The organism is Streptomyces sp. NRRL WC-3742 (assembly GCF_000720635.1).
Taxonomy (GTDB): domain Bacteria; phylum Actinomycetota; class Actinomycetes; order Streptomycetales; family Streptomycetaceae; genus Kitasatospora.
Genome location: NZ_JOCF01000050.1, coordinates 1 through 22110, shown reverse-complemented (window position 1 = coordinate 22110; position 22110 = coordinate 1). Strand labels below are relative to the sequence as shown.

The 22110-nt window shown below is 72.9% G+C and carries 16 protein-coding genes and 1 pseudogene; 10 read left to right on the top strand and 7 right to left on the bottom strand.

The genetic code is table 11. The annotated features are described in order from the left end of the window. Positions 1-395: 395 nt before the first annotated feature. The 3 genes from IH61_RS0125720 (at position 396) to IH61_RS0125710 (ending at position 3821) form a co-directional block, all read left to right on the top strand. Positions 396-2036 carry an alkaline phosphatase family protein gene (locus tag IH61_RS0125720; RefSeq protein WP_031073869.1) on the top strand — a complete coding sequence of 547 codons (1641 nt, stop codon included), beginning with the start codon at positions 396-398 and terminating at the stop codon, positions 2034-2036. A 341-nt stretch (positions 2037-2377) separates the two neighbouring features. Continuing rightward, positions 2378-2887: a hypothetical protein gene (locus tag IH61_RS0125715; RefSeq protein WP_031073867.1), complete on the top strand. Its 510-nt coding sequence runs from the start codon at positions 2378-2380 to the stop codon at positions 2885-2887. Between the two features lie 133 nt (positions 2888-3020). Beyond that, the gene (locus IH61_RS0125710; RefSeq protein WP_031073865.1) at positions 3021-3821 is read left to right on the top strand and encodes an NAD-dependent epimerase/dehydratase family protein; all 801 of its coding nucleotides are present in this window, start codon (positions 3021-3023) and stop codon (positions 3819-3821) included. A 26-nt stretch (positions 3822-3847) separates the two neighbouring features. Here the strand turns inward: IH61_RS0125710 and IH61_RS0125705 are convergent, their stop codons facing one another. Beyond that, positions 3848-4075 (bottom strand): alpha/beta hydrolase, encoded by a 228-nt coding sequence (locus tag IH61_RS0125705; RefSeq protein WP_031073863.1) that lies wholly within the window; start codon positions 4073-4075, stop codon positions 3848-3850. A gap of 278 nt (positions 4076-4353) precedes the next feature. Here IH61_RS0125705 and IH61_RS41400 point away from each other — a divergent pair. Next, a pseudogene (locus IH61_RS41400) lies at positions 4354-5363 on the top strand (NADH-quinone oxidoreductase subunit D); the annotation flags it as partial. A gap of 30 nt (positions 5364-5393) precedes the next feature. On the opposite strand, the gene IH61_RS0125695 reads toward IH61_RS41400, so the two are convergent. Next, on the bottom strand, positions 5394-5747 hold the full coding sequence (locus IH61_RS0125695) for a helix-turn-helix transcriptional regulator (protein ID WP_031073861.1): 354 nt from the start codon (positions 5745-5747) through the stop codon (positions 5394-5396). Positions 5748-6212: 465 nt separating this feature from the next. Between IH61_RS0125695 and IH61_RS0125685 the strand changes: the two genes are divergently transcribed. Together IH61_RS0125685 and IH61_RS0125680 are read left to right on the top strand one after the other, a co-directional pair. Then, entirely contained in the window at positions 6213-6383 is a 171-nt protein-coding gene (locus IH61_RS0125685) for a hypothetical protein (protein ID WP_031073857.1), read from the top strand. A gap of 163 nt (positions 6384-6546) precedes the next feature. Further along, positions 6547-8274 carry a cytochrome b gene (locus IH61_RS0125680; RefSeq protein ID WP_234327332.1) on the top strand — a complete coding sequence of 576 codons (1728 nt, stop codon included), beginning with the start codon at positions 6547-6549 and terminating at the stop codon, positions 8272-8274. Here the strand turns inward: IH61_RS0125680 and IH61_RS0125675 are convergent. The 4 genes from IH61_RS0125675 to IH61_RS0125660 form a co-directional block, all read right to left on the bottom strand. After that, positions 8240-8635: a cytochrome c oxidase subunit 4 gene (locus IH61_RS0125675; protein WP_031073852.1), complete on the bottom strand. Its 396-nt coding sequence runs from the start codon at positions 8633-8635 to the stop codon at positions 8240-8242. The two genes, IH61_RS0125680 and IH61_RS0125675, sit on opposite strands and share 35 nt — an antisense overlap. Further along, the gene (gene ctaD / locus IH61_RS0125670; protein WP_037973351.1) at positions 8632-10308 is read right to left on the bottom strand and encodes a cytochrome c oxidase subunit I; all 1677 of its coding nucleotides are present in this window, start codon (positions 10306-10308) and stop codon (positions 8632-8634) included. Before ctaD ends, IH61_RS0125675 begins: the two co-directional genes overlap by 4 nt. A 205-nt stretch (positions 10309-10513) precedes the next feature. Further along, a complete protein-coding gene (locus IH61_RS0125665) occupies positions 10514-11770 on the bottom strand; it encodes a GAF and ANTAR domain-containing protein (RefSeq protein ID WP_031073848.1) in 1257 nt (418 codons plus the stop codon). A gap of 132 nt (positions 11771-11902) precedes the next feature. Next, complete coding sequence (locus tag IH61_RS0125660; protein WP_234327331.1) at positions 11903-12829, bottom strand: SigB/SigF/SigG family RNA polymerase sigma factor; 927 nt, start codon at positions 12827-12829, stop codon at positions 11903-11905. Between the two features lie 331 nt (positions 12830-13160). Here IH61_RS0125660 and IH61_RS0125655 point away from each other — a divergent pair, with 331 nt between their 5' ends. From IH61_RS0125655 to IH61_RS43185, 4 genes are all read left to right on the top strand, one after another. Then, complete coding sequence (locus tag IH61_RS0125655; RefSeq protein ID WP_031073844.1) at positions 13161-13484, top strand: hypothetical protein; 324 nt, start codon at positions 13161-13163, stop codon at positions 13482-13484. Between the two features lie 161 nt (positions 13485-13645). Further along, the gene (locus tag IH61_RS0125650) at positions 13646-16321 is read left to right on the top strand and encodes a S1 family peptidase (RefSeq protein ID WP_158845285.1); all 2676 of its coding nucleotides are present in this window, start codon (positions 13646-13648) and stop codon (positions 16319-16321) included. 187 nt (positions 16322-16508) lie between these two features. Next, positions 16509-16853: an effector-associated constant component EACC1 gene (locus tag IH61_RS0125645; protein ID WP_051837966.1), complete on the top strand. Its 345-nt coding sequence runs from the start codon at positions 16509-16511 to the stop codon at positions 16851-16853. Then, positions 16846-18906 (top strand): caspase, EACC1-associated type, encoded by a 2061-nt coding sequence (locus tag IH61_RS43185; protein WP_158845282.1) that lies wholly within the window; start codon positions 16846-16848, stop codon positions 18904-18906. Before IH61_RS0125645 ends, IH61_RS43185 begins: the two co-directional genes overlap by 8 nt. A gap of 9 nt (positions 18907-18915) precedes the next feature. On the opposite strand, the gene IH61_RS0125635 is transcribed toward IH61_RS43185, so the two are convergent. After that, positions 18916-21720, bottom strand: a complete 2805-nt coding sequence (locus IH61_RS0125635) for a hypothetical protein (protein WP_031073840.1) — start codon at positions 21718-21720, stop codon at positions 18916-18918. Positions 21721-22110: the final 390 nt, after the last annotated feature.

The window sequence follows — 22110 nt, the reverse complement described above, 5'->3', positions numbered from 1 at the left end:
CGCACTACGGCGGCCAGGCGCAGCGGAACTCCCGAAGTTCCGCCGGAAATGTTGACGCAGCGTCAGGCGGTCCTCCCCGACCGCGACCGACGCCGTTTCGCCCCATGGTCCGGATCATGGTCCGGATCACGGGGCGGGCCGGTGGACAGCCGGTGGACAGCCGGTGGACAGCCGTCGGGATCGAAGCACACGTGCGCAGCGGGAAATGACCGTACGCCTTCATCAAGTGCCATGACGACGCAACGAGTTGGTGAGAGCCAGGTAAAATCCGGGGCCGCCCGACGGAGCGGACCGGTGCTGTTCACGTCCCCGCTGCCGCCGGTACACCGGCGCCTCCCACCCTGGGGGCCGCACCGCCGCAGTCACCTCCCCTCCCCCCTCCACAGGAGACCTCTGTGACCCGTCGTTATGTCCGGCTGGCCGCCACCCTGGGCGCCGCCGGTGTGCTGGCCGGATCCACCGTCGCCCAGACCGCCGCCGCCGCCGAGGAGGGCCGCGGCAACCACGCCAGGCACGTCCTGCTGCTGTCGGTCGACGGCCTGCACCAGTCGGACCTCGCCCACTTCGTGGCCGAGCACCCCCAGTCGGCGCTGGCCCGGCTGGTCCGCGGCGGTGTCGAGTACACCCGTGCCAGCACCACCGACCCGTCCGACTCCTTCCCCGGCATGGTCGCGCAGCTGACCGGCGGCGGCCCCGGCACCACCGGCGTCTACTACGACGACACCTACAACGCCGCGCTGCTCCCGGCCGGCACCACCGACTGCCGGAACGCCAAGCCCGGCGTCGAGGTCGACCTCACCGAGGACCTGGACCGGAACAAGGACGCGCTCGACGCCGGCCAGGGCCTGTCGGGCCTGCCGGGCTCCATTCTGCGGATGACCGGCAGCCCGCAGACCCTGCTCGACCCGGCCAAGCTGCCGGTCGACCCGCAGACCTGCAAGCCGGTGAGCCCGCACTCCTACCTCCAGGTGAACACCGTCTTCGAGGTGGCCCGCCAGGCCGGCCTGCGCACCGCCTGGTCGGACAAGCATGCCGCCTACGAGATCCTCAACGGCCCCTCCGGCGAAGGCATCCAGGACCTCTTCACGCCCGAGGTCAACAGCAGCGCCACCGGCTACAAGGGCGACTGGACGAAGGACAACCAGGCCACCGAGCAGTACGACTCGTACAAGGTGCAGGCCGTCCTCAACGAGATCGACGGCTACGACCACAGCCGCGCGCAGCGGGTCGGCACCCCGGCCGTGTTCGGCATGAACTTCCAGTCCGTCTCCACCGCGCAGAAGCTCAAGAGCTCCGACGGCCTGCAGGGCGGCTACGTCGGCAAGGGCGTGCCCGGCCCGCTGGTGGAGAAGAACCTGGAGTACGTCGACCGGCAGATCGGCGCGCTGACCGCCGAGCTGCGCACGCAGCACCTCGACGGCTCCACCACCGTCATCCTCTCCGCCAAGCACGGCCAGTCACCGATCGACCCGGCCGCGCTCAACCGGATCGACGACGGCCCGCTGTTGGACGGCCTCAACGCCGCCTGGAAGGCCGCCCACCCGGGCGCGGGCGATCTGGTCGCCCACGCGGTCGACGACGACGGCGTGTTGCTCTGGCTCAACGACCGCAGCGAGGCGGCCACCGGCTTCGCCAAGGCGTACCTGCTGGCACAGCACGGCAACGGCGTCGACATCGACGGCAAGGCCCGCCCGTTCACCAGGAGCGGTGTCGACAAGGTGTACGCCGGCGAGGAGGCCGCCGACCACTTCGGCGTCGCCCCGGGCGACCCGCGGGTGCCGGACGTCTTCGGTGTCGCGCAGTACGGCGTCGTCTACACCGGCGGCAGCAAGATCGCCGAGCACGGCGGCGCCCACGCGGACGACCTGAACGTCCCGCTCGTCGTCTCCGGCGCAGGCACCCCGAACGGCGTCCGCCAGGACGAGGCGGTCGAGACCAAGCAGATCGCGCCGACCATCCTCAAGCTGCTCGGCCTCAAGCCGCACGACCTCCAGGCCGTCCGCGAGGAGCACACCAAGGTCCTGCCGGTCCGCTGACGGGCCGCAGACCCACCCCGGGCGGCCGTACGCCGAGCGCATACGGCCGCCCGGCCGTTCGCAGGCGCCCCAGCCCGCCGGTCCGATACTGATGCGGTCGATCACGTATCGGATTGGTATCGATGGACGCATATGGTCTGCCGCCGTCCGCCCGCGCCCCCAACACTTGGCCCCGCTAGCCGAATTGGCACGTCAAGCACTTCGGGCGGCGCGGGCTTCGCGGGCCCGGCGCCTGGAGGTTCCGCGCCCCTCTCCCCGCGACCCGCCGTCCTGAGCGGATCGCCGACAGCCGGGGCAGCCCGGCGTGAACATCGACATCTCATCGCTCAACGGAGAACGACATGGATCTGACCAAACTCGACACCCGTTCCAAGGTCCTGGCGGCCATCGGCCTCCTGGCCCTCGTCGACTCCTTCCTCCCCTGGTACTCGGTCTCCCAGAAGACGCCCTACCCCGGGGTGGCCTACGGGTACTCCACGGCGGGCAACGCCTGGGACGTCGGTATCGGGGGCTGGCTGCCGATGCTGCTCCTCCTGGCGGTCGGCGTGCTCGTCGCGCTGCCCGTCCTCGGACGCACCGTGTCCGTCCCCGGCGGCTGGGCCGCGTACGGGGCCGTCTCCCTCCTCGCGACCGTGATCGTGGTGATCCGCTGGGTGTCCTACCCGTCGATCCCGGCCGAGGCGGCCTCGTTCATCACCGCCGGTGCCGACTTCGGCACGTACCTCGGGCTGCTGCTGGGCCTCGGCGGCGTCGTCGTCGGCTACCTCGGCTTCACCGCCGGCGGCGGCACGCTGGACGACCTCCGCTCCGGTGCCGCGTTCAAGGAGCCGCAGAACCCCGCCGAGTCCTGAGGCCGGGGAGGTCGAAGGACCGGCGGCAGCAGCAGGGTTGCCGAGCACATCCGAATAATCGCACTGCCCCTGGCGTCAACTCGGGTTACGCTCGCACGTCCACGCCCGTGAGGAATCCAGGGGGAGAACACACATGGCAGACCAGCCCGGAACGGTCCTGATCACCGGCGCCGCCGGCCGAATGGGCAGCTGCCTGCGGGAGTTGCTGCCCGGCTACGGCCACCGGCTGCGCAGCTTCGACCGGCTGCCCGTGCCCGGCGAGCCCGACGCCGTCACCGGCGACCTGCTGGACACCGAGGCGCTGGCCGGGGCGATGGAAGGGGTCGACGCCGTGGTCCACCTGGCCGGGATCCCGGGGGAGGCGCCGTTCGCGGACATTCTGGCCACCAACATCGAGGGCACCTACCGACTCTACGACGCGGCCCGGGCCGCCGGGGTGCGCCGGATCGTCTACGCCAGCAGCAACCACGCGACGGGCTTCACGGAGCGGCCCGCCGACGGCGCCACCGTCCCGGTGGACGCGCCGCAGCGGCCCGACACGTACTACGGCGTCTCCAAGTGTTTCGGGGAGAGCCTCGCCTCGCTGTACGCCGACCGGCACGGCCTCGAAACGGTCTCCCTGCGGATCGGCTCCTTCACGGCCGAACCCCGCAGCATCCGGATGCTCGCCACCTGGCTCAGCCCCGGCGACTGGGCCCGCCTCGCCCACGCCGCGCTCACCGGGCCGGTCGCCTCCGGGCACACCGTGGCGTACGGGATATCCGCCAACACCCGTGCCTGGTGGGACCTTTCGACCGCCCGGGCCCTCGGTTACCGGCCGAAGGACGACGCCGAAGCCTACGCCGCCGAACTGATCGCCGAACTGGGCGAGTTGTCCCCCGAGGACCCGGAACACCGCTACCTCGGCGGGAGTTTCACCCAGTCCGGTCGCTGAGCAGCGGACCCCGGTCCGATCCTCGGCTACGCGAGGAGGAACTCGTACACCGCCTGGCGCCCGGCCGGGTTGGTAGCCCGGTTCTGGATCGAGTGGGCCGCCCCGGGGACGATGACGATCTGGGGGTGGTGAGCCGACTCGGCCTGCTCGTAGAGCAGTTCGTACGGGGTGACGAGGTCGCGGTCGCCGCCGAGGAGGAGCACCGGGACGTCGGGGAGCATGCGGTGCTCCGGCGGCGCGGGCGGCACCGGCATGCGCGGCCAGTCGATGTCGGCGACGGTGTCCGCCGTGCTGTAGTGGCGGGCGCTCGGGCCGAGGGCGGTGAACTCAGGTGCGTCCGGGCAGGGGACCTGCCCGGTGATACCGCCGCCGTGCGGCGCTGGTTCGGCCGAAGCCGAGGCCGGGGCCGGGGCCGGGGCGACCGAATCGTCGGAACCCGTACGGGCCGACCGGGGCCGGAGCGTTCCGGATCGGGAGCGGGGGCGGCCCCGGCGGATGTGCGTGATGCTGGTTGGAGAAGCCCGTGCCGCCGCGCGCCGACGACGAGCGCATCATCGTCAACATGGGCCCCCAGCACCCGTCCACGCACGGCGTGCTGAGGCTGATCCTGGAGATCGACGGCGAGACGGTGAAGGAGGCCCGCTGCGGCATCGGCTACCTGCACACCGGCATCGAGAAGAACATGGAGTTCCGCAACTGGGTCCAGGGCACCACCTTCGTGACCCGCATGGACTACCTGACCCCGCTGTTCAACGAGACCGCCTACTGCCTGGCCGTCGAGAAGCTGCTCGGCATCACCGAGGACGTCCCCGAGCGGGCGAGCGTGATCCGGGTGCTGATGATGGAGCTGAACCGGGTCTCCTCGCACCTGGTGGCGCTGGCGGCCGGCGGGATGGAGATCGGCTCCACCACGCTGATGGTCTACGGGTTCCGGGACCGCGAGGTCGTCCTCGACATCTTCGAGCTGGTGACGGGGCTGCGGATGAACCACGGCTACATCCGGCCGGGCGGCCTCGCCCAGGACCTGCCGCCCGGCGCGGTGGACCAGATCCGCGAGGGAGTCCGGTTGCTGCGCTCGCGAATGCACGAGTACGACAAGCCCTGGAGGAGATGCGCCAGTCCCTGCACATCGTCGAGCAGTGCCTGGACCGGCTGCGCCCGGGCCCGGTGATGGTGGCCGACAAGAAGATCGCCTGGCCGGCCCAGCTCGCGGTCGGCCCGGACGGACTGGGCAACTCCCTCGACCACATCCGCAAGATCATGGGCGAGTCCATGGAGGCCCTCATCCACCACTTCAAGCTGGTGACGGAGGGCTTCCGCGTCCCGACGGGGCAGGTGTACGCGGCGGTCGAGTCGGCCAGGGGCGAGTTGGGCGTGCACCTCGTCTCCGACGGCGGCACGCGCCCCTACCGGGTGCACTTCCGGGACCCGAGCTTCACCAACCTGCAGAGCATGGCCGCGATGTGCGAGGGCGGCCAGGTGGCCGACGTGATCGTCGCGGTGGCGAGCATCGACCCGGTGATGGGTGGCGTGGACCGCTGAGAGCACGCCCCTTCCCCGGCGGCCCGGTCGTCAACCGCCTTCTCCCCCCTCGCCGACCGCGCGCCGGGCGCGCTCCCCCTTGTCGGGCCCGCTCTCGCGCAGCAGCACCGCCAGCAGTTCCGCGAGGGTGGGGCCGGCGTCCGCCGGATGGCGGAGCTGCTTGCCCGCGATCACCTGGTAGTGGTTGACCCGGCCCCGGCGCTCGTGGCTGAGGTAGCCGGCGGCCTCGAGGTCGGCGATGATCCGCTGGACGGCCCGGTCGGTGAGCAGGCAGTCGGAGGCGATGTCCCGCATCCGGATGCCGGGATCACGGGCGATCTGCACCAGCACCCGGGCGTGGCTGGTGAGGAAGGTCCACCCCTGGCCTGCGGCACGGTCCGTCATGGCCCCGGCCTCCGGACTGTCCGGCCGAGTTCCGGGCGTCCACGACCGCGACCCGTCGCGTCGCCGCTGGAGTGCGGCGGGGAGGCCGTCGGGACCCAGCCGTCGGAGCCGTCAGGCCCGTCGGCACCGTCTTCCCCTCCGGCGCCGTCCTCGCCGTCGGCGAGCGCGCGGTACTCGCGGAACAGGCGGCGGACCTCCCTGTGGTCCCCCCGCAGCAGGACACTGACATCGTTCGACATCGCTGGTCTCCTCCTCACCGACTCCCCCGCCAGTCGCGCGTGTCCCCCGGGCGGGCCGATGCCAAACGCGGGCGCGGATCGGCCCGGACTGACACCCGGCAGGACCGCCCGGCAGGACCGCCCGGCAGGACCGCCCGGCGAGTTCGCACGAACCCGCATGGAACGGCCAGAGCCGGGCACCCGCCATGGTCGAACGTCCGACACCCCCCACGAAGGGCCGATTCCCATGCTGCTACTCGTGCTCGTCCTGCTCCTGGCCCTGATCCTGGGCGGCGCCGGCTTCGCCATCCACATTCTGTGGTGGATCGCGCTGGCCGTTCTGGTCGTCTGGGTCCTCGGCTTCTTCCTCACCGCCGGCTCCGGAGGCGGCCGTCGAGGCCGCTGGTACCGCTGGTGACCGTCCACAACACTCGGTCCCGGCCCTGACCGGCGCCGACACCGGCACCGACACCGACACCGGCACCGCACGCTGCGCCGTTGGAGTGTTCCCCTACCACTCCACGGCGTAGCCGCCGCTCAGGGCCGCCCCGCTCCCCGGGGCTCGCACTAGGTTGCCTCGCGTGGAGCCAACCGAGGTCACGAGCGAGCCGTCCACCGGGGTGCGCGCAACCGCCGCGCTGGACGGGCGGCTGCCGGTCACGGAGGCCGCCCGCGCGCTGCTGCGCAAGGCGTTCCCGGACCACTGGTCCTTCCTGCTGGGCGAGATCGCCCTGTACAGCTTCGTCGTCCTGCTGCTGACCGGCGTCTTCCTGACCTTCTTCTTCCGGCCGAGCATGGCCGAGGCCGTCTACGACGGCTCGTACCTGCCCCTGCGGGGCGTCCGGGTCTCCGACGCCTACGCGTCGACGCTGCGCATCAGCTTCGACGTGCGCGGCGGCCTGCTGATCCGGCAGGTGCACCACTGGTCGGCGCTGCTGTTCGCCGCGGCGATCGGCGTGCACCTGCTGCGGGTGTTCTTCACCGGGGCCTTCCGCCGCCCCCGGGAGCTCAACTGGGTCATCGGGGTGACGCTGTTCAACCTGGCGCTGCTGGAGGGGTTCTCCGGCTACTCGCTGCCGGACGACACGCTCTCGGGCACCGGGCTGCGCATCGCCGAGGGCGTCCTGCTCTCGCTGCCGCTGGTCGGCACGTACCTCACCTTCTTCGCGTTCGGCGGCGAGTTCCCGGGGCACGCGGTCATCCCGCGGCTGTTCACCGTGCACGTCCTGCTGGTGCCCGGCCTGCTGGTCGCCCTGATCGGGGCGCACCTGACCCTGGTCGTCGTGCTGAAGCACACGCAGTGGGCCGGGCCCGGGCGCACCAACCGCAACGTGGTCGGCATGCCGTTCTTCCCCCAGTTCATGGCCCGCAGCGTGGGCCTGATGTTCACGGTCGGCGGCGTCATGACGCTGTCCGCCTTCCTCGCGGAGATGAACCCGATCTGGCGCTACGGCTCCTACCGGCCCGACGTCGCCGGGGCCGGGGCCCAGCCCGACTGGTACATCGGCTTCATCGAGGGCGCGCTGCGGCTGATGCCCGCGGTGGAGACCGGGGCGCTGGGGCACACGCTGTCGTGGAACGTCCTGATCCCGGCGCTGGTGCTGCCCGGGCTGATGTTCGGACTGCTGTACGCCTATCCCTTCGCCGAGCGGTGGCTCGACCCCGGGCCGGGCGAGCACCACCTGTGCGACCGGCCGCGCAACAAGCCGGTCCGCACCGCACTGGGGGTCGCCGGGATCACGGCGTACGCCGTCCTGCTCGTCGCGGGCGGCAACGACGTGATCGCCTTCGCGTTCGGGATTTCCGTCAACGCGCTCACCGTCGTGCTGCGCGCGGCCCTGATCGTCCTGCCGGCCGTCGCGTTCGTACTCACCCGCCGGCTCTGCCTGGCCCTCCAGGGCCGCGACCGCTCCCGGCTGCTGGCCGGGGACGAGACCGGGCGGATCGTCCAGTCCCTCGACGGCGGCTACGAGGGCCGCCGCCGGCCCGTCCGGCCCGCCGAACGCGAGGTCATGCTGGTGCGCGACGCCCCGGTGCCGCCGCCCGCCCCGCAGGGGGCGCCTCGCCGGGAGCGGGCCCGGGCCGCCGCGAGCTCCTGGTTCTACCGCGACCGGGTCGAACTGCCCGCCTCCGAAGGGGAGTCGGAGCAGGTCGCGGCCGTCCTCACCGCTCCGGAACACCCCCGCGGTGCGGGCGACGGGACAGCAGGGCGGACAGGAGGGCGGACAGCAGGGCAGGCGGCGAAGAGCCCCCTGCGCCGGCTGCTGCGCGACGTCATGCGCCGCCGTCGTCGCCGTACTGGAAGATGAACCCGAACACGGCCAGCGCCACCACCAGGGCGCCGACCACCACCAGCCACAGGGCGAACACCACCCCGAGCGCGAGGACCGTCACCCCCACGGCCGCGAGCACCGGGTAGCCGCTGCGCGCCGGGAAGAACCCGATCGGGCCCGCGGTGTCCGCGATCTCGGCGTCCTTGCGGTCCTGGGGCCGGCCCCGGCCGCGCCGACGGTGCTGGACGAACCAGAAGAAGGCGACCAGCGCCGACATCAGGAACCCCACCGCCAGGATCGCCTTGCCGGCGGGCTCCCGGGCCCAGAACCCGTAGACCAGCCCGGTCACGGCGAAGAACGCCGCCATGACCGAGAACAGCCATCCCTCGGCCTTCACCGCGCGCTCCCCCGCCGCCGCGCGTCGCCGCTCTCCTCGGCCGGGACCTCCGGATGGTGCAGGTCGAAGGCCGGGGACTCGGAGCGGATGCGCGGCAGCACGTGGAAGTTGTGCCCGGGCGGCGGGCAGGACGTCGCCCACTCCAGCGACCGGCCCCAGCCCCACGGGTCGTCCCGCTCGACCCGGCGGCCGTACCGGGTGGTGATCCAGACGTTGTAGAAGAACGGCAGGTTGGAGATCCCGAGCACGAACGCGCCGCAGGAGGCGAGCACGTTGAGCGTGGTGAAGCCGTCCACGTCCAGGTACGTCGCGTAGCGGCGCGGCATGCCCTGGGCGCCCAGCCAGTGCATGACCAGGAAGGTGAGCTGGAAGCCCGTGAACACCAGCCAGAAGTGCAGCTTCCCGATCCGCTCGTCCAGCATCTTCCCGGTCAGCTTGGGCCACCAGAAGTAGAAACCCGCGAAGGTCGCGAACACGACGGTGCCGAACAGGACGTAGTGCAGGTGCGCCACCACGAAGTAGCTGTCGGTGACATGGAAGTCGATCGGCGGCGCGGCCAGCAGCACCCCGCTCAGCCCGCCGAACAGGAAGGTCACCAGGAAGCCGATCGACCAGAGCATCGGGGTCTCGAAGGACAGCGAGCCGTTCCACATCGTGCCCACCCAGTTGAAGAACTTCACCCCCGTCGGCACCGCGATGAGGAACGACATCATGGAGAAGAACGGCAGCAGCACCTGGCCGGTGGCGAACATGTGGTGCGCCCACACCGACATCGACAGCGAGGTGATGGCGATGGTCGCGCCGATCATCCCGTAGTAGCCGAACAGCGGCTTGCGGCTGAACACCGGGACGATCTCGCTGACGATGCCGAAGAACGGCACCGCGACGATGTAGACCTCCGGGTGGCCGAAGAACCAGAAGAGGTGCTGCCACAGGAGCGCACCGCCGTTGGCCGGGTCGAAGACGTGCGCGCCGAACTTGCGGTCCGCCTCCAGCAGGAGCAGGGCCGCCGTCAGCACCGGGAAGGCCAGCAGCACCATGATCGACGTGAACAGCACGTTCCAGGTGAAGACCGGCATCCGGAACAGGGTCATGCCCGGCGCCCGCAGGCAGGTGATCGTGGTGATGAAGTTGACCGAGCCGAGGATGGTGCCAAGGCCGGCCACGACCAGGCCCAGTGCCCACAGGTCGCCGCCGGTGCCGGGCGAGAACACCGGCCCGTTGAGCGGCGCGTAGGCGAACCAGCCGAACGCGGGCGCCCCGGTGGAGGTGAGGAAGCCGCTCAGGACCAGCAGTCCGCCCAACAGGAAGGCCCAGTAGGTGAAGGCGTTCAGCCGGGGGAACGCGACGTCGGGCGCGCCGATCTGCAGCGGCATGATCGCGTTGGCGAAGCCGGCGAACGTCGGGGTCGCGAACAGCAGCAGCATGATCGTGCCGTGCATGGTGAACATCTGGTTGTAGCGCTGGTTCGACAGGAATCCGGTGTCCGGGCCCAGCAGTTGGGCCCTCATCAGCAGCGCCAGCACCCCGCCGACCAGGAAGAACCCGAACGCCGTCACCAGGTACAGGTTCCCGATGACCTTGTGGTCCGTGGTGAACAGCCAGCGCAGCACCGTGCCGCCCTGGTGGAGCCGCGCCTGGGTGCGGCGCGCGGCGGCGGGCGGGGCGGTCATGGAACCTCCGCAGCGGGACGGGCGGCGTCCGCGGGGACGGGCGCCCTTCGCGCGCCACCGGCGACCCTAGCCGCGGGCCCACCACCCGCCCGGCGAGCCACGCGGCACGCCCTCCGACCGGCCCCCGCACGGGTGAGCACCCCGGTGTCCGGGCCTCGCCGGGCTCCGGCGTGGCTCGGGGCGGGATTGCCCGGAGGGGCACGCCCTACGCGCGCCAGGTGAGCAGCAGACCGTCGAGGAACGGCACCGCCCGTACGGTCAGCGCCGCCTCGGGCCCGGCGCCGGTGAAGTCCTCGGCCCGGCCCTCGTAGCGGACGCCGGTCTCGGCGGCCTCGAGGACGCGGGCGAACGCACCGGTCGTGACGAGGCCGGGGAGGATCTCGCTGAGGCGCCGTCCGGGCACCGGGTCGGTGCCGGAGGCCGCGTTCGCGTACCGGACGCGCAGGTCCGTCACGGCGCCCCCGCCGCCGCCCTCGCGGACCACGGACAGGACGAGGACGGGTTCGAACATCGCGTCCAACACGCCGCGGAACCAGTACTCGCCGCCCGGCACGACCAGGCCCGGCTCCCCGCCCTCCGCCGCGGCGACGCGCAGCAGGTGCCCGGGCACCAGTCCGGCCAGCGCGTCGACGTACCGGGTGGCCGCGCGGGCCCGCTCCGGCGGGCCGTCCCAGCCGAGGCTCATCGCCCCGACGATCCGCTCCCCACTGCGCAGCGGCACCGCGCAGGCCGTGCGGCCGGGGACGATCCGGCCGGTCTCGGGCGGTCGGCCGCCGTCGGCGGCGTCCGCGTCGAACTCCCAGACCATGCCGCCGCCGTGCGCGGCCGCGGCGAGCGGGACCCCGGTCTCCGGCGGGACGCGCCGCCACCGGCTGACCCGGCCCGGCTCCACGCCGTGGCTGCCGACCAGCGCGAGGGCGCCGTCCGGCTCCAGCAGGCCGAGGACGACGGCGACGACGCCGAGCGGGGCCAGCGCCACCTCGTGCAGCAGCCGCGCCAGTTCGTCCGGGGTCTCCGCGCCGGCCAGGGCGGAGACGGCCAGGTGGTAGCGGGCGGCCAGGTCGGGCGCCGGGGCCGGTCGGGGGGCGCCGGGCGGCGCGGGGACGGGACGCGGGCGGGCGGCCGGGGGCGGCGCGGGCCGGACGGGCTCCCCGACGGCGGCGCGCAGGGCCTCGTCCTCGGCGAGGTGCTCGATCGGTGCCGCGAGGCCGACCAGAGCGGCGGCGATGTCCGCGACCCGGCGGTTGGTGTCCTGCGAGAGCCGGACCAGATGGCCGAACGCCTCGTCCGGCGTGCAGCCCAGCCGCTCGGTGAGCATGCCCTTCGCCTGCTCGATCACACCCCGGGTGCGCATCGCCCGGCGCAGCCCCTCCGCCTCGGCACGCAGCCGGTCCACGGCCTCCCGCAGCACGCTCGCCTCGTCCGCCCGTGTGCTGCCGCCGGGGGGCTGCTGCTCGGTCATCCGGATCACCCTCGCCGTGTGAGCCCCCCTCCAGGCTAGGCCGGAGACGCCCTCACCCGCTGCGCTTCGGCTTTCCCCCGGGTGCGCGGCTGTCCGCCGCGGCGCCCGGGGGACTCCGGGGGCACGAAGGGCTCAGGGCTCCTCGTCCGGCGGCCGGTCCGACCAGCCCGAGGCGTCGCGATCCTCCAGCCGGTCGCGCAGCGCGGCCAGCGTGCTGCTGAGCAGGCGGGAGACGTGCATCTGGGAGACGCCGATGCGCTCGGCGATCTCGGCCTGGGTGCAGCCGTCCCAGAAGCGCAGTTTGAGCACGGTCTGCTCGCGTGGCGGCAGTTCGGCGAGCAGCGGGCGCACGGCGGTGCGGAAGTCCGCGAGTTCGACGCCGGGGTCGCAGTCGCCGAGGCGGTCCAGCAGCGTGCTGCCGCTCTCGTCGGTGTTCCGCTCGCACAGGGCGTCCAGGGAGGTGGGCCGGTAGACGCGGCCGGCGACCACGCCCTCGGTGGCCTGCTCGACGGTGAGGTGGAGGTCCTCGGCGAGTTCCTCGGGCTGTGGGAGGCGGCCGAGTTCCTGCTCCAGGCGGTCGGAGCCGCGGGTCACCGTCAGGTACAGCTCCTGCATGCTGCGCGGGACGCGGACGGGCCAGGAGGTGTCGCGGAAGAACCGCTTGATCTCGCCGGCGATGGTGGGCAGGGCGTAGGTGACGAACTCGGCGCCGCGCTGCGGGTCGTAGCCGTCGACGGCCTTGATCAGGCCGATCGTGCCGACCTGGAGGATGTCGTCCATGTCCTCGGCGCGGTGGCGGAAGCGGGCGGCGATGAACCGCACCAGCGGCATGTTGAGCTCGATGATCGAGGCGCGCACGTGGCTGTAGGCGTGGGTCTCGCGGGCGAGGCCCACCAGGCGCTCGAAGAGTGCGTCGCTCAGCTCGCGCGCCGTGGTCGTGCCCATGGCCCGTAGCTCGGCCCTGCTGTAGCGGGGCGGCAGCTCGGTCGCGGGCAGGTCGGGCAGATCCGTGGCGCTTTGCCGTTCAGTGGGGTGAGCGGTCTGCGAAAGGGGGGGCACCTGATTCTCCTGGGCATCGGGGCGGTCACCCTGCGCGGCGGACGAGGTCTCGCTCGCGCGCTGCGGGCTTCTTCCCCAGGACCCTCGCTCGGCTTCTTCAAGCGACGGTCCCGGTGGCACCGGGTGGGTGCTGGCGCGGCCACCGGGTTCACCCGGGGCCACTGCACGATGGTTCTACCCCGACACACGACATCAAATTCGTGTTTCGACTGATTTGATGCGAGTTCTCCGGGTACCCGTGATCGCGTGAGGGCTCCGTCGAGGGATCCCCCGTGTGCCCTCGAGCGATCCGTCGAGTGATCCGGTGAGTGCGGAGAGAGAGGAGAGAGTCATGCCGCGAGGATCCAGCCCCAAGCGCGAGCGCCAGTACGAGCACATCAAGGAGAGCGCCCTCGAGCGCGGCGAGAGCGAGAAGCGGGCGAAGGAGATCGCCGCTCGGACGGTCAACAAGGAACGCGCCCGGCACGGCGAGTCCAAGACCGCGAGCCGCAGCTCGATCCACGACGTGTCCTCCGGGCACCGCGGCGGGAAACGCTCGCACAGCGGCTCGCAGGGCCCGACGTACGACCAGCTCTACAACGAGGCCAAGCACCGCAACATCAAGGGCCGGTCGAAGATGAACAAGCGCGAACTCGCGAACGCGCTCGGCCACTGAGCGTGTCCCGATGCCGACTCCCGGGCGGGCGCCCGCCAGCCGTTCCGCATCGCGCCCGCCCGAACCCCGGCTGGTCACGCCGTCCTCGGAGATGAGAGGCTGACGATCTGTCATGCAGGAAGGAACCCTCAGCGAGGCGGGGCGTGGAGTTCGATCGCATCGTGCAGGTCAGGGTCACAAGGCAAGGAAACGCGGGCAGGGCGGCCTTCGCGACCGGATACCTCGTCGCTCCCCGTCTGGTGCTGACCACCGCGCACGTGCTCGGGTCGGGCCCTCGGCCGGACGTGGGCGGGGTGACCATCTGCCGCCCCTCCTCGAGTGAGAAGCGCTTCGCCGCCCGAGTCCTCTGGCAGCGCGGCGACGGCACGATCGACGCCGCCCTGGTCGAAGTGGAGCAGGACATCGACTGGCCCGTCCCTGCCTCCCTGACCGGCCCGGACACCCGCCCGCCGCAACGCTGGGGGCAGCTGATCGGCAGCCGTCCGCAGCCCGTGACCGTCTGTGGCTACCCCCGCATGCAGAAGGACGTCACCGGCCGCGGGGACGAACAGCTGACCGGCCACATCCATCCCGGCACCGGGCGGCTCGCCAACCGCTACGAGATCCTCAGCACCAACCCCGCCCTCCCGTACGACGCGCCCCCGGGATCGACCGCCACCAAGTGGTCGGGGCTCTCGGGCGCCGCCGTGATCTGCGGCGACCTCCTCGTCGGCCTGGTGTCCCAGGACCGGCAGGCCCCCACCGGCAGTCGGCTGACCGCCGTACGCGCCGGCGACCTGCTCGCGGACCACGGGTTCCGGACGGTCATCGCCCGGCACACCGGATGGCCGCCGCTGCTGGAACCCGTCGAACCCGCGGGCCTGCTCGCCCCCGCCGCTCGCGCCCGCGATCTGCGCTCGCCCGCGATGCTGCTGCGCGCCGACACGGAGGCCGTGGGCTTCCAGGGCCGGGAACGGGAGCTGCGCGACCTCCTCGACTGGTGCCGGGAGGGCCCGGAGGACTTCGCGGTCCGCGTACTGACGGGCCCGGGCGGCCAGGGCAAGAGCCGCCTGGCGCGGCACGTCACCGCGATCCTGCGCGAGGCCGGGTGGGTGGCGGCACAGCTGCGCGCGGACATGGCCGACGCCCCGGGGGACACGGGCCCCGACTGGAGCCTCCTGGACACCTCGCTTCCGCTGCTGCTCGTCGTCGACTACGCAGAGACACTGCCCCACCAGCTCCGCCGACTGATCGAGCACCTGCGCCACGCCAGGCACCGGACCCGCCTGCTGCTGATCGCCAGAGGCAAGGGCGAGTGGATGAGCGACACGCTGGGCGCCGGGCCCGACACCCGGGCGATCCTGGCCACCGCTCCGATCACCCTGCTGGGCCCCCTCCTCCCCCGGGACGCCTCCCCCGAGGCCCGCGCCGCCGCCTTCGCCGGCGCCACGCGGGACCTCGCCGGGCTCCTCGCACACGTTCCCGGCCTCCCACGAGCCGACTGGCCGGCCATCGCCGCGCGCACCGGGGCGCCCGGCAGCCTGAACGGCGCCCGCCACATCTCCGCCCTGTCGCTGCAGATGACCGCACTCGTCACCCTCCTGCAGCACGGCCCGGACCCCGTCGGCTCCGCCCCCGGCCAGGACGTCGAGGCCCTCCTGCTCAGCCACGAGGCACGCTACTGGGAGGGAACCGCCGCCTCCCCGATGTTCCGACTCGGTGACGTACGACCGGCCACCCTGCGGCGCGCGGTGGCCGTCGCGGCGCTCTGCGGGGCCGCCACCCAGGCGGAGGCCCTCACCACCACCCTGGCCGTACCGGGACTGCCACCCGGCCGGGAATGGGACGTCGCCGAATGGCTGCGGGCGCTCTACCCGCCGTCGACCGGACGCTACTGGGGCTCACTGCAACCCGACCGGCTCGCCGAGTACCACGCCACGGCCGAACTCACCCACCCCGGCCCCGAGTTCCTGACGACCCTGTGGCGCATCGCCGGAGACAACCAGCAGCTCCGGGCCTTCGTCGTCCTGGCCCGCGCCACCTCCGCGCACGCCTCGGCCAGGAGGACCGCCGCGGTCTCCGAGATCCTGGACGCCCTCAACGCCGCACTGGACACGGGACGGACCAGCCACCGGGTCATGCGAGCCGCCGCAGCGATGATCCCCTCCTCCCCCAAGCACCCCCTGTCGGCCATCAGCCGGCGCCTGCACCTGGACATCGTCGCCTCCTTCCGTGCGCTGGCCGCCGCGAACCCCGGTGACCACGAGACCGAAACCGAACTCGCCCTGGCACTGAACGACCTCGCGGCCGACCAGTACCGGGACGGAGGAAGCACCGAGGCTCAGAGGACATTCGAGGAAGCGTTGGCCATCGTGCGGCGACACGCGCCGACGAACCCCGGATTCGCCGAACGCACCCTGGCCACCGTGCTGCACAACCTCTTCATCCTCTATTCGAGGACGGGTCGGCCCGAGGCACTGGCCTCGCTCAAGGAGACCATCGCCGTCGAGCGCCGGCTCGCACGCACCGATCCGACGACCGACGCGTCCTACCTCGCGCTGGCGCTGTACGACCTGTCGCTCCGCCTCGGCCGGTCCCGGCCCGAGGACAGCGTGAAGGCCGCGCAGGAGTCGGTCGGCATCTATCGTCGGCTCGCGCGGTCGAATCCGGCCTACGGGCCGAGCCTCGGCCGTGCGCTGTACCTCCTGCACATTCAGCTGGACGACCTCGGACGGCAGGAGGAAAGCGAGGCGGCGCTCGGGGAGTACCGCGAAGTCACCGATCGCGCGGGCGCCCTCCCGATCGGTTCGCCGCCGCAGGCCGGGCTCCGCAGGAGGATCAACCGGCGGCCGGCCTGAACGAAGCGTGCGCTCGGCAGCAGCGACCGGGTTCGCCGCAACCGCGGCGGCGCTCCCCGGCATCTGATCCGGTACGTGGCGCGCGGCGGGGCGATTACCTGGCATCATCCCCGGTGAGGCCCGGATTTCGGTTGCGGGTAGGACAGTTGGCGCACCTTGGGGGTGTGGGTTGGACGCTCGGATTCGGGTGACCGGCGGTGACGAGCTGCGGGAGACGGCCACGCTGTGGACGTGGCTGCGCGGCGAGCGGGGGCTGGCCGGGCTGGTGCGGGCCGAGTCGCGGCCTCCGGCCGAGGGCGAGATGGGCGGGGTCACGGATGTGCTCGTGGTGGCGCTCGGCACCGGCGGCGCGGGGGCCGTCCTGGCCGGCTCGCTGACCGCGTGGTTGCGGACGCGGCGCGCGGACGTCTCGGTCACGGTGACGACGGACGCCGGTTCGGTCAAGGTGAACGCCCACAACGTGAAGCCGGACGACGTCGTACCGATGATCCGGGAGGTGCTGGGCGAGGGCGAAGGCGGGAGCGGTGTCTGAACTGCCCGACTGCTCGATGCTGCCCGACTACTCGAGGCTGCCCGATTACTCGAGATCGCGGGCGATCCTGATCGGCACGGGCACCTACCGGTCCGAGGATCTCCCGCAGCTCCCGGCGGCGGCCAACAGCCTCACGGGCATGCGGGAGGTCCTCATCGACCCGCAGCTGTGCGGCTGGCCCCGGGAGCGGGTCACCACGCTCCTGGACCCCACGGGCATGCCCGTCCTCGTCCAGGAGTTGCGTCGTCTGGCGCGCGAGACCGAGGACGTCCTGCTGGTCTACTTCGTCGGGCACGGGCTCATCCTGCCCCGGGGCCAGCTGTGCCTCGCACTGACCGACACCCTGCCCGAGCACGCGGACGTGACGGGCCTGGACTACGTGCGCATTCGCGAGGCACTCCTGGACAGCCGGGCGAGGGTCAAGATCGTCATCCTCGACTGCTGCTACGCGGGCCGGGCGATCGAGGCCCTCGCGCCCGCGGCCGACCTGGCGGGCACCACCCAGATCCGCGGCGCCTACACCCTGACCGCCAGCGACCGGGCCGCCCACGTCGTCCCGCTCGCCGAGCAGGCGGAGACGGCCACGTCCTTCACCCGCGAACTGCTGGGCCTCATCCGCGACGGAGTCACCGACGCGCCGGAGTGGCTCACGCTCGGCGACCTGTACCCGCACCTCCGGGGGCGCCTGGAGCAGCTCGGACTGCCCGACCCCAACCAGCGCAACAGCGACACCGCCGAGCTGTTCGGCTTCACCCGCAACGCCGCCCACCGGCCCGCGCCGCACTCGCCCTACGCCGTACAGCTGAACGCGGTCCTCGCGCAGCGGGGGGTCACGGCGGTGCGGCTCGCCGAGGCACTGGGGCAACCGCCGCAGGTCGTCACCGGGTACCTCCTCGGGAAGCGGGCCGCCCCCAGGGAGTTCCTCGACGGGCTCCTCGACCTCCTGGACGCCCACGGCCACGGACTGGACGAGGAGGCGCGCGCCGCCCTGCACGCGCTTCGCCGTGAGGCGCAGCGCACCAGCCCGCTCGCCGCCGAACGGATCGTCCACCTGGAGGAGACGATCAGGGAACTGCGCCTGCTGGTGGGGGACGTGAACCGGCAGCTGGCGGCCGTGCAGCACACGCGTGTGGCGGAGCGGGCGCTCGCCGCGGGGGAGGTCGCCCGCATGGCGCGCCTGCTCGCGGCGGCCGAGGAGACCCGCCGCCTCCTGCAGGAACGGCCCGAGGACCAGGGGCTCGCGCCCCAACTCGAGGGCAGCCAGGCGGACATCGACATCGCCACCCTGGAACTGCGCCTCCTCCGGAAGCAGGTCCGGACGTTGATGGAGTCGGCGGAAACGGGGCCCACCGGAGCGGTCACGGGCGAGGCGCGGGCCCTGGTCCATGGCGCCGACGGTCAGGAGGATCTGGTCGTCCTGCTGGAGCGGGCGCTGGAACCGGCCCCGGAGGAAGCCGGGCTGTGGCAGGAACTGATCGCGCTCGACCCCGGCCTGGACGACTACACGGACGGCTACGCGCACACCATGCGGCTGCTCGCCCGGTCCGCCGCGCTGGCCGACCGGCGTGGGCCGGCGCTGAGCCGGATGGCCGCCGCGCTGTCGGCGGACCGCGAGTTCACCGGCGACGGCCGGCGGGAGGCCCCGCGCAGGGTGGCGGTCATGCTGGCCAACCACGTGGCGGACGACCTCCGGGACCGTCCGTTCTCCGAACGAGCCGAGGTGATCGGCAGGGCCAGGTCCTACGACGACGGCGAGGACATCCGCAAGCTGATGGTGAGCCTCTGGCGCGCCGAGGCCGCCGAGCGCTACCTCGCCAGGCGCTACGAGGACGCCGCCGGGCTCCTGGAGGAGGCGCTGCAGGTGGCGAGATCCGCCAGGGCCCGCGTGACGCTTCGCCAGGAGCTCGGTGTCGTCTACTCCTCCCACGCCATCGCGTGCACCAACAGCAGGGACACGGTCCGCGCCCGCCTGCTCATCCACCAGGCGGTCGAGCACAATCCCGACGACGAGGAGCTCAGGGAGCTCCGGAAGAAGATCGCAAGCCTGCCGTGAGACGCGCCCTCACGCCTGCTCCCCCGCCCGCAGTTCGGTGGCGATCTGGCGCCGCCCCGCGACCAGGGTCTCCGCCACCACGCCGAGGGCGACCAGCAGCGCGAGGCCCGCCGTCGGCAGCAGGACCGGCAGCAGCACGGGGGTGATGGCGTCCCCGACCTTGGCGCCGACGAGCGTCGAGATGTCGAAGGCCCCGCCCAGCAGCGCGACGGCCGCAACCGCCACCAGCCCGCCGCCCACCGCCGCCGCGAGGGTCTGCGGCAGCGCCTCGGTGACGATCAGCGCCAGGCCCTGACGGGGCCGCAGGCCCATGGTGCGCAGCCGGGCGAGCAGCGCCGTACGGTCGGGGGCGGCCCGGAAGAGCGTCAGCAGCACGGCGAGCAGGGCGTACCCGGCGCCGGCGGCCGCCGCGTACCAGAACAGCCGCCCGGCGGCGTGCTGGAGGGGGTCGTCGCCGAGGGCCGCGGCGGTCTCCCGGCTGCTGTGGACGATGTAGCCGGCGGGCAGGTCGTGGGTGTCCTTGCCGACGGCGGCGGCGTCGTCGGCGATCATCTTGGCGAGGCCGACGGGCTGGACACCGCCGTTGTCGCGCAGGGCCGTCCGGACGGCCTCGGGGTCGGTGTCGCCGACGGCGAACCACTTGTTGACCCGCTTCGCGTCCGGCAGGCGCTCCCAGGCCGCTGCGGCGGGGACGACGACGAACGGCTTGCCCGGGTCGGGCAAGGCGGGGGTGGCGCCGACGGCGGCGGCGACGGTGAGGTGCAGGTCGTTGCCGCTGGGGGTGCGCACCTGGGACGCCCCGGTGGTGAGGCGCTTGGCGAAGCCGCTGCTGACGAGTGCGGGCACCGGGGTGTCCCGGCCGCCGCCGGGGGGTGTGGCCAGCTTCGCGGCGTCGAACTCGCCGGCGCCGAGGGTGCGGGCGATCTCGGCGTAGGCGGCCGGGTCGACGACCATCACCAGGTACGCCTCGGTGTAGGTCTGGTCGGCGCCGAGGATGCGGGCCTGGGGCTCGACCCAGACGGCGGTGGAGGCCCGGACGCCCGGCAGGGCGCCGGCGGCCTGGGTGAACGGCTCGGTGAGGGTGGTGTAGTTGGGGACGGAGACGCCGAGGTCCCCGCCGGTGGTGATGCGGGCGGCGCGGGTGCGGACGTGGTCGACGGTGTCGAGCACGGTGGCGCCGAAGCCGGTGGTGGTGACGGCGATCAGCAGGGCGAGCAGCGGCAGGACGGAGGGCTTTCGGTGGCCCGAGCTGTCGCGGGCGGCGCGGGCGAGGCCGAGGAAGCCGATCAGGCCGCGACCCCGGCCGGCGAGCGCGGCCAGCCACCGGACCACCACGGGCTCGGTGCGGGCGAGCAGCAGCCCGCCGAGGACGGCGAGGAGGAGCGGGGCGGCGATCAGCAGCGGGTCGAGTCCGGTGCCGGTGCCGACGCCCCGGCGCCGTACCTCCGCGACCGCCGCCGCGGTGACCGCCAGGACGGTGAGTTCGCCGACCAGTCGGCGCCGGTTGCCGGCGGCGCGCGGGCGCGCCCACAGCAGGGCGGCGCGTGCCGGGAAGGCGAGCACGGCGGTCAGCGCCGCGACCAGGGCCGCCAGCACCGGCTGGCCCCAGCGCGGGGTGGGCAGCAGGACGAGCGCCAGGGCCGTCCCGAGCGCAGCGGCGGGCAGGACGGTGACGGCACCCTCGCCGATCAGGCGTCGCAGCACCCCGGCGAGTGAGCCGCCGCGGGCGCGGAGCAGCCTGATCTCGGCGGCGCGCCGGTCGGTGGTGAGGGCGGCGGCCAGGAACAGCACCACGGCGGCGACGCCCGCGACTCCGGCCGGGCCGATGGTGCTCAGCGGCAGCGAGGCGCGGTAGCGCTCGTCGGCGCGGGTGAGGACCTCGGGCAGGTTGGAGGTGGCGTGCAGGTCGCGGCGCCCGGTCTCGTCAGCGAGGGCGGTGGCGTCGCGCCCGGTCAGGAAGGAGGTGACGGTGGCGCGCAGGCCGTCGAGCCGGTCGGCGTGCAGGGAGGCGGTGTCGACGGGCAGGCGCCAGAAGTCCTCGGCGACGGAGCCCCAGCGGGCGAGCGCGGGCAGGCTGGCGCCGTCGACGAATCCGCTGGTCGCCCAGTGCTCGTGCTCGGGGTCGGTCCTCAGGCAGGCGCGGGCCGGGCAGCCGAGGTCCTCCCAGGCCGGGTCGCGGGGGTCGTTGACCTGGTAGAGGCCGACGACGACGGTGGTGCGCTTCCTGCCCGAGCCCTCGACGCCGTTGTCGATGACGTCGCCGAGCTTGATGTGGATGCTCTCGGCGGCCTGCTTGCTGATCACGATCGGCAGCGGGCCGGAGCCGTCGCCGGGGGTGGGCCAGGTGCCGTCGGTGAGGGTGGCGCGGGAGGCCAGGTCGTGCAGGTAGAGCAGGCCGAGGGTGGGGTCGGTGTGCTTCTCGGCGAACCGGACGTACTCCGGGTTGGCCATGCCGTGGTCGGTGAGGGCGCGGGTGCCGTAGACCTGGCCCGTCCGGCTGACCGTCAGCCGGCGGCCGACCATCCCGGTGAGGTGCTCCTGGACGCGGTCGAGGACGGGGGCGTTGTCGCCGTTCTGCGTCTTGGAGGTGACGAGCAGGCTGCTCTGGTTGACGCCCCGTCGGCTGACGAAGTCCTGGAACGCCGTGTCCGCGCCCCGGTCCGCGACGCGGGGGAAGGCCGCCGCCAGGAAGACGGTGACGAAGGCGAGCGCCGCCATGAGCAGCGCGGCCGACGGGCTCGCCAGCAGCCTGGTGCGGACCCACCGCGCGGGGCCGTGGGCGGGCGTACCCGTCTCAGCTGCCTCGGCGGTCACGTCCCCTGCACCTGGCGCAGCCTGCGCACGACGAAGCCGAGCCACGAGTTCCTCCCCCGATTGCCTCCCGGCCCGATCGGTCACCCCCGGTCGCCGGATAGCGGACGATGCTGTCAGATTCGGTCCGGGAAAGGAAGGGACTTACGCGAATCACGTGTGCAATCTGCGAATTCCCCGAATTGCCCTCGGGTCCGCCGACGGAAATTCAGGGAACGGCCATGGACACATCACGGGTGAGGCCGCCTCACACCCCTTCCGACCTGGGGACTTCTCCTTTCACGAATTCCCCGCCCGGGATACTGAACCGGAGAGGCGGGCGTATCCGTTCACCGCATCCGTCTGGTGGTCGTGATCTCGGGGGTCGTGATCTCGGGGGTTGGGGGTTGGGGG

Excerpts from the sequence above, each read along its gene's own strand:
- IH61_RS0125715 (WP_031073867.1), top strand. The coding sequence starts at position 2,378 with ATGGATCTGACCAAACTCGACACCCGTTCCAAGGTCCTGGCGGCCATC.
- IH61_RS0125710 (WP_031073865.1), top strand. The coding sequence starts at position 3,021 with ATGGCAGACCAGCCCGGAACGGTCCTGATCACCGGCGCCGCCGGCCGA.
- IH61_RS0125705 (WP_031073863.1), bottom strand. The coding sequence starts at position 4,075 with ATGCCGGTGCCGCCCGCGCCGCCGGAGCACCGCATGCTCCCCGACGTC.
- IH61_RS0125695 (WP_031073861.1), bottom strand. The coding sequence starts at position 5,747 with ATGACGGACCGTGCCGCAGGCCAGGGGTGGACCTTCCTCACCAGCCAC.
- IH61_RS0125685 (WP_031073857.1), top strand. The coding sequence starts at position 6,213 with ATGCTGCTACTCGTGCTCGTCCTGCTCCTGGCCCTGATCCTGGGCGGC.
- ctaD (WP_037973351.1), bottom strand. The coding sequence starts at position 10,308 with ATGACCGCCCCGCCCGCCGCCGCGCGCCGCACCCAGGCGCGGCTCCAC.
- IH61_RS0125665 (WP_031073848.1), bottom strand. The coding sequence starts at position 11,770 with ATGACCGAGCAGCAGCCCCCCGGCGGCAGCACACGGGCGGACGAGGCG.
- IH61_RS0125655 (WP_031073844.1), top strand. The coding sequence starts at position 13,161 with ATGCCGCGAGGATCCAGCCCCAAGCGCGAGCGCCAGTACGAGCACATC.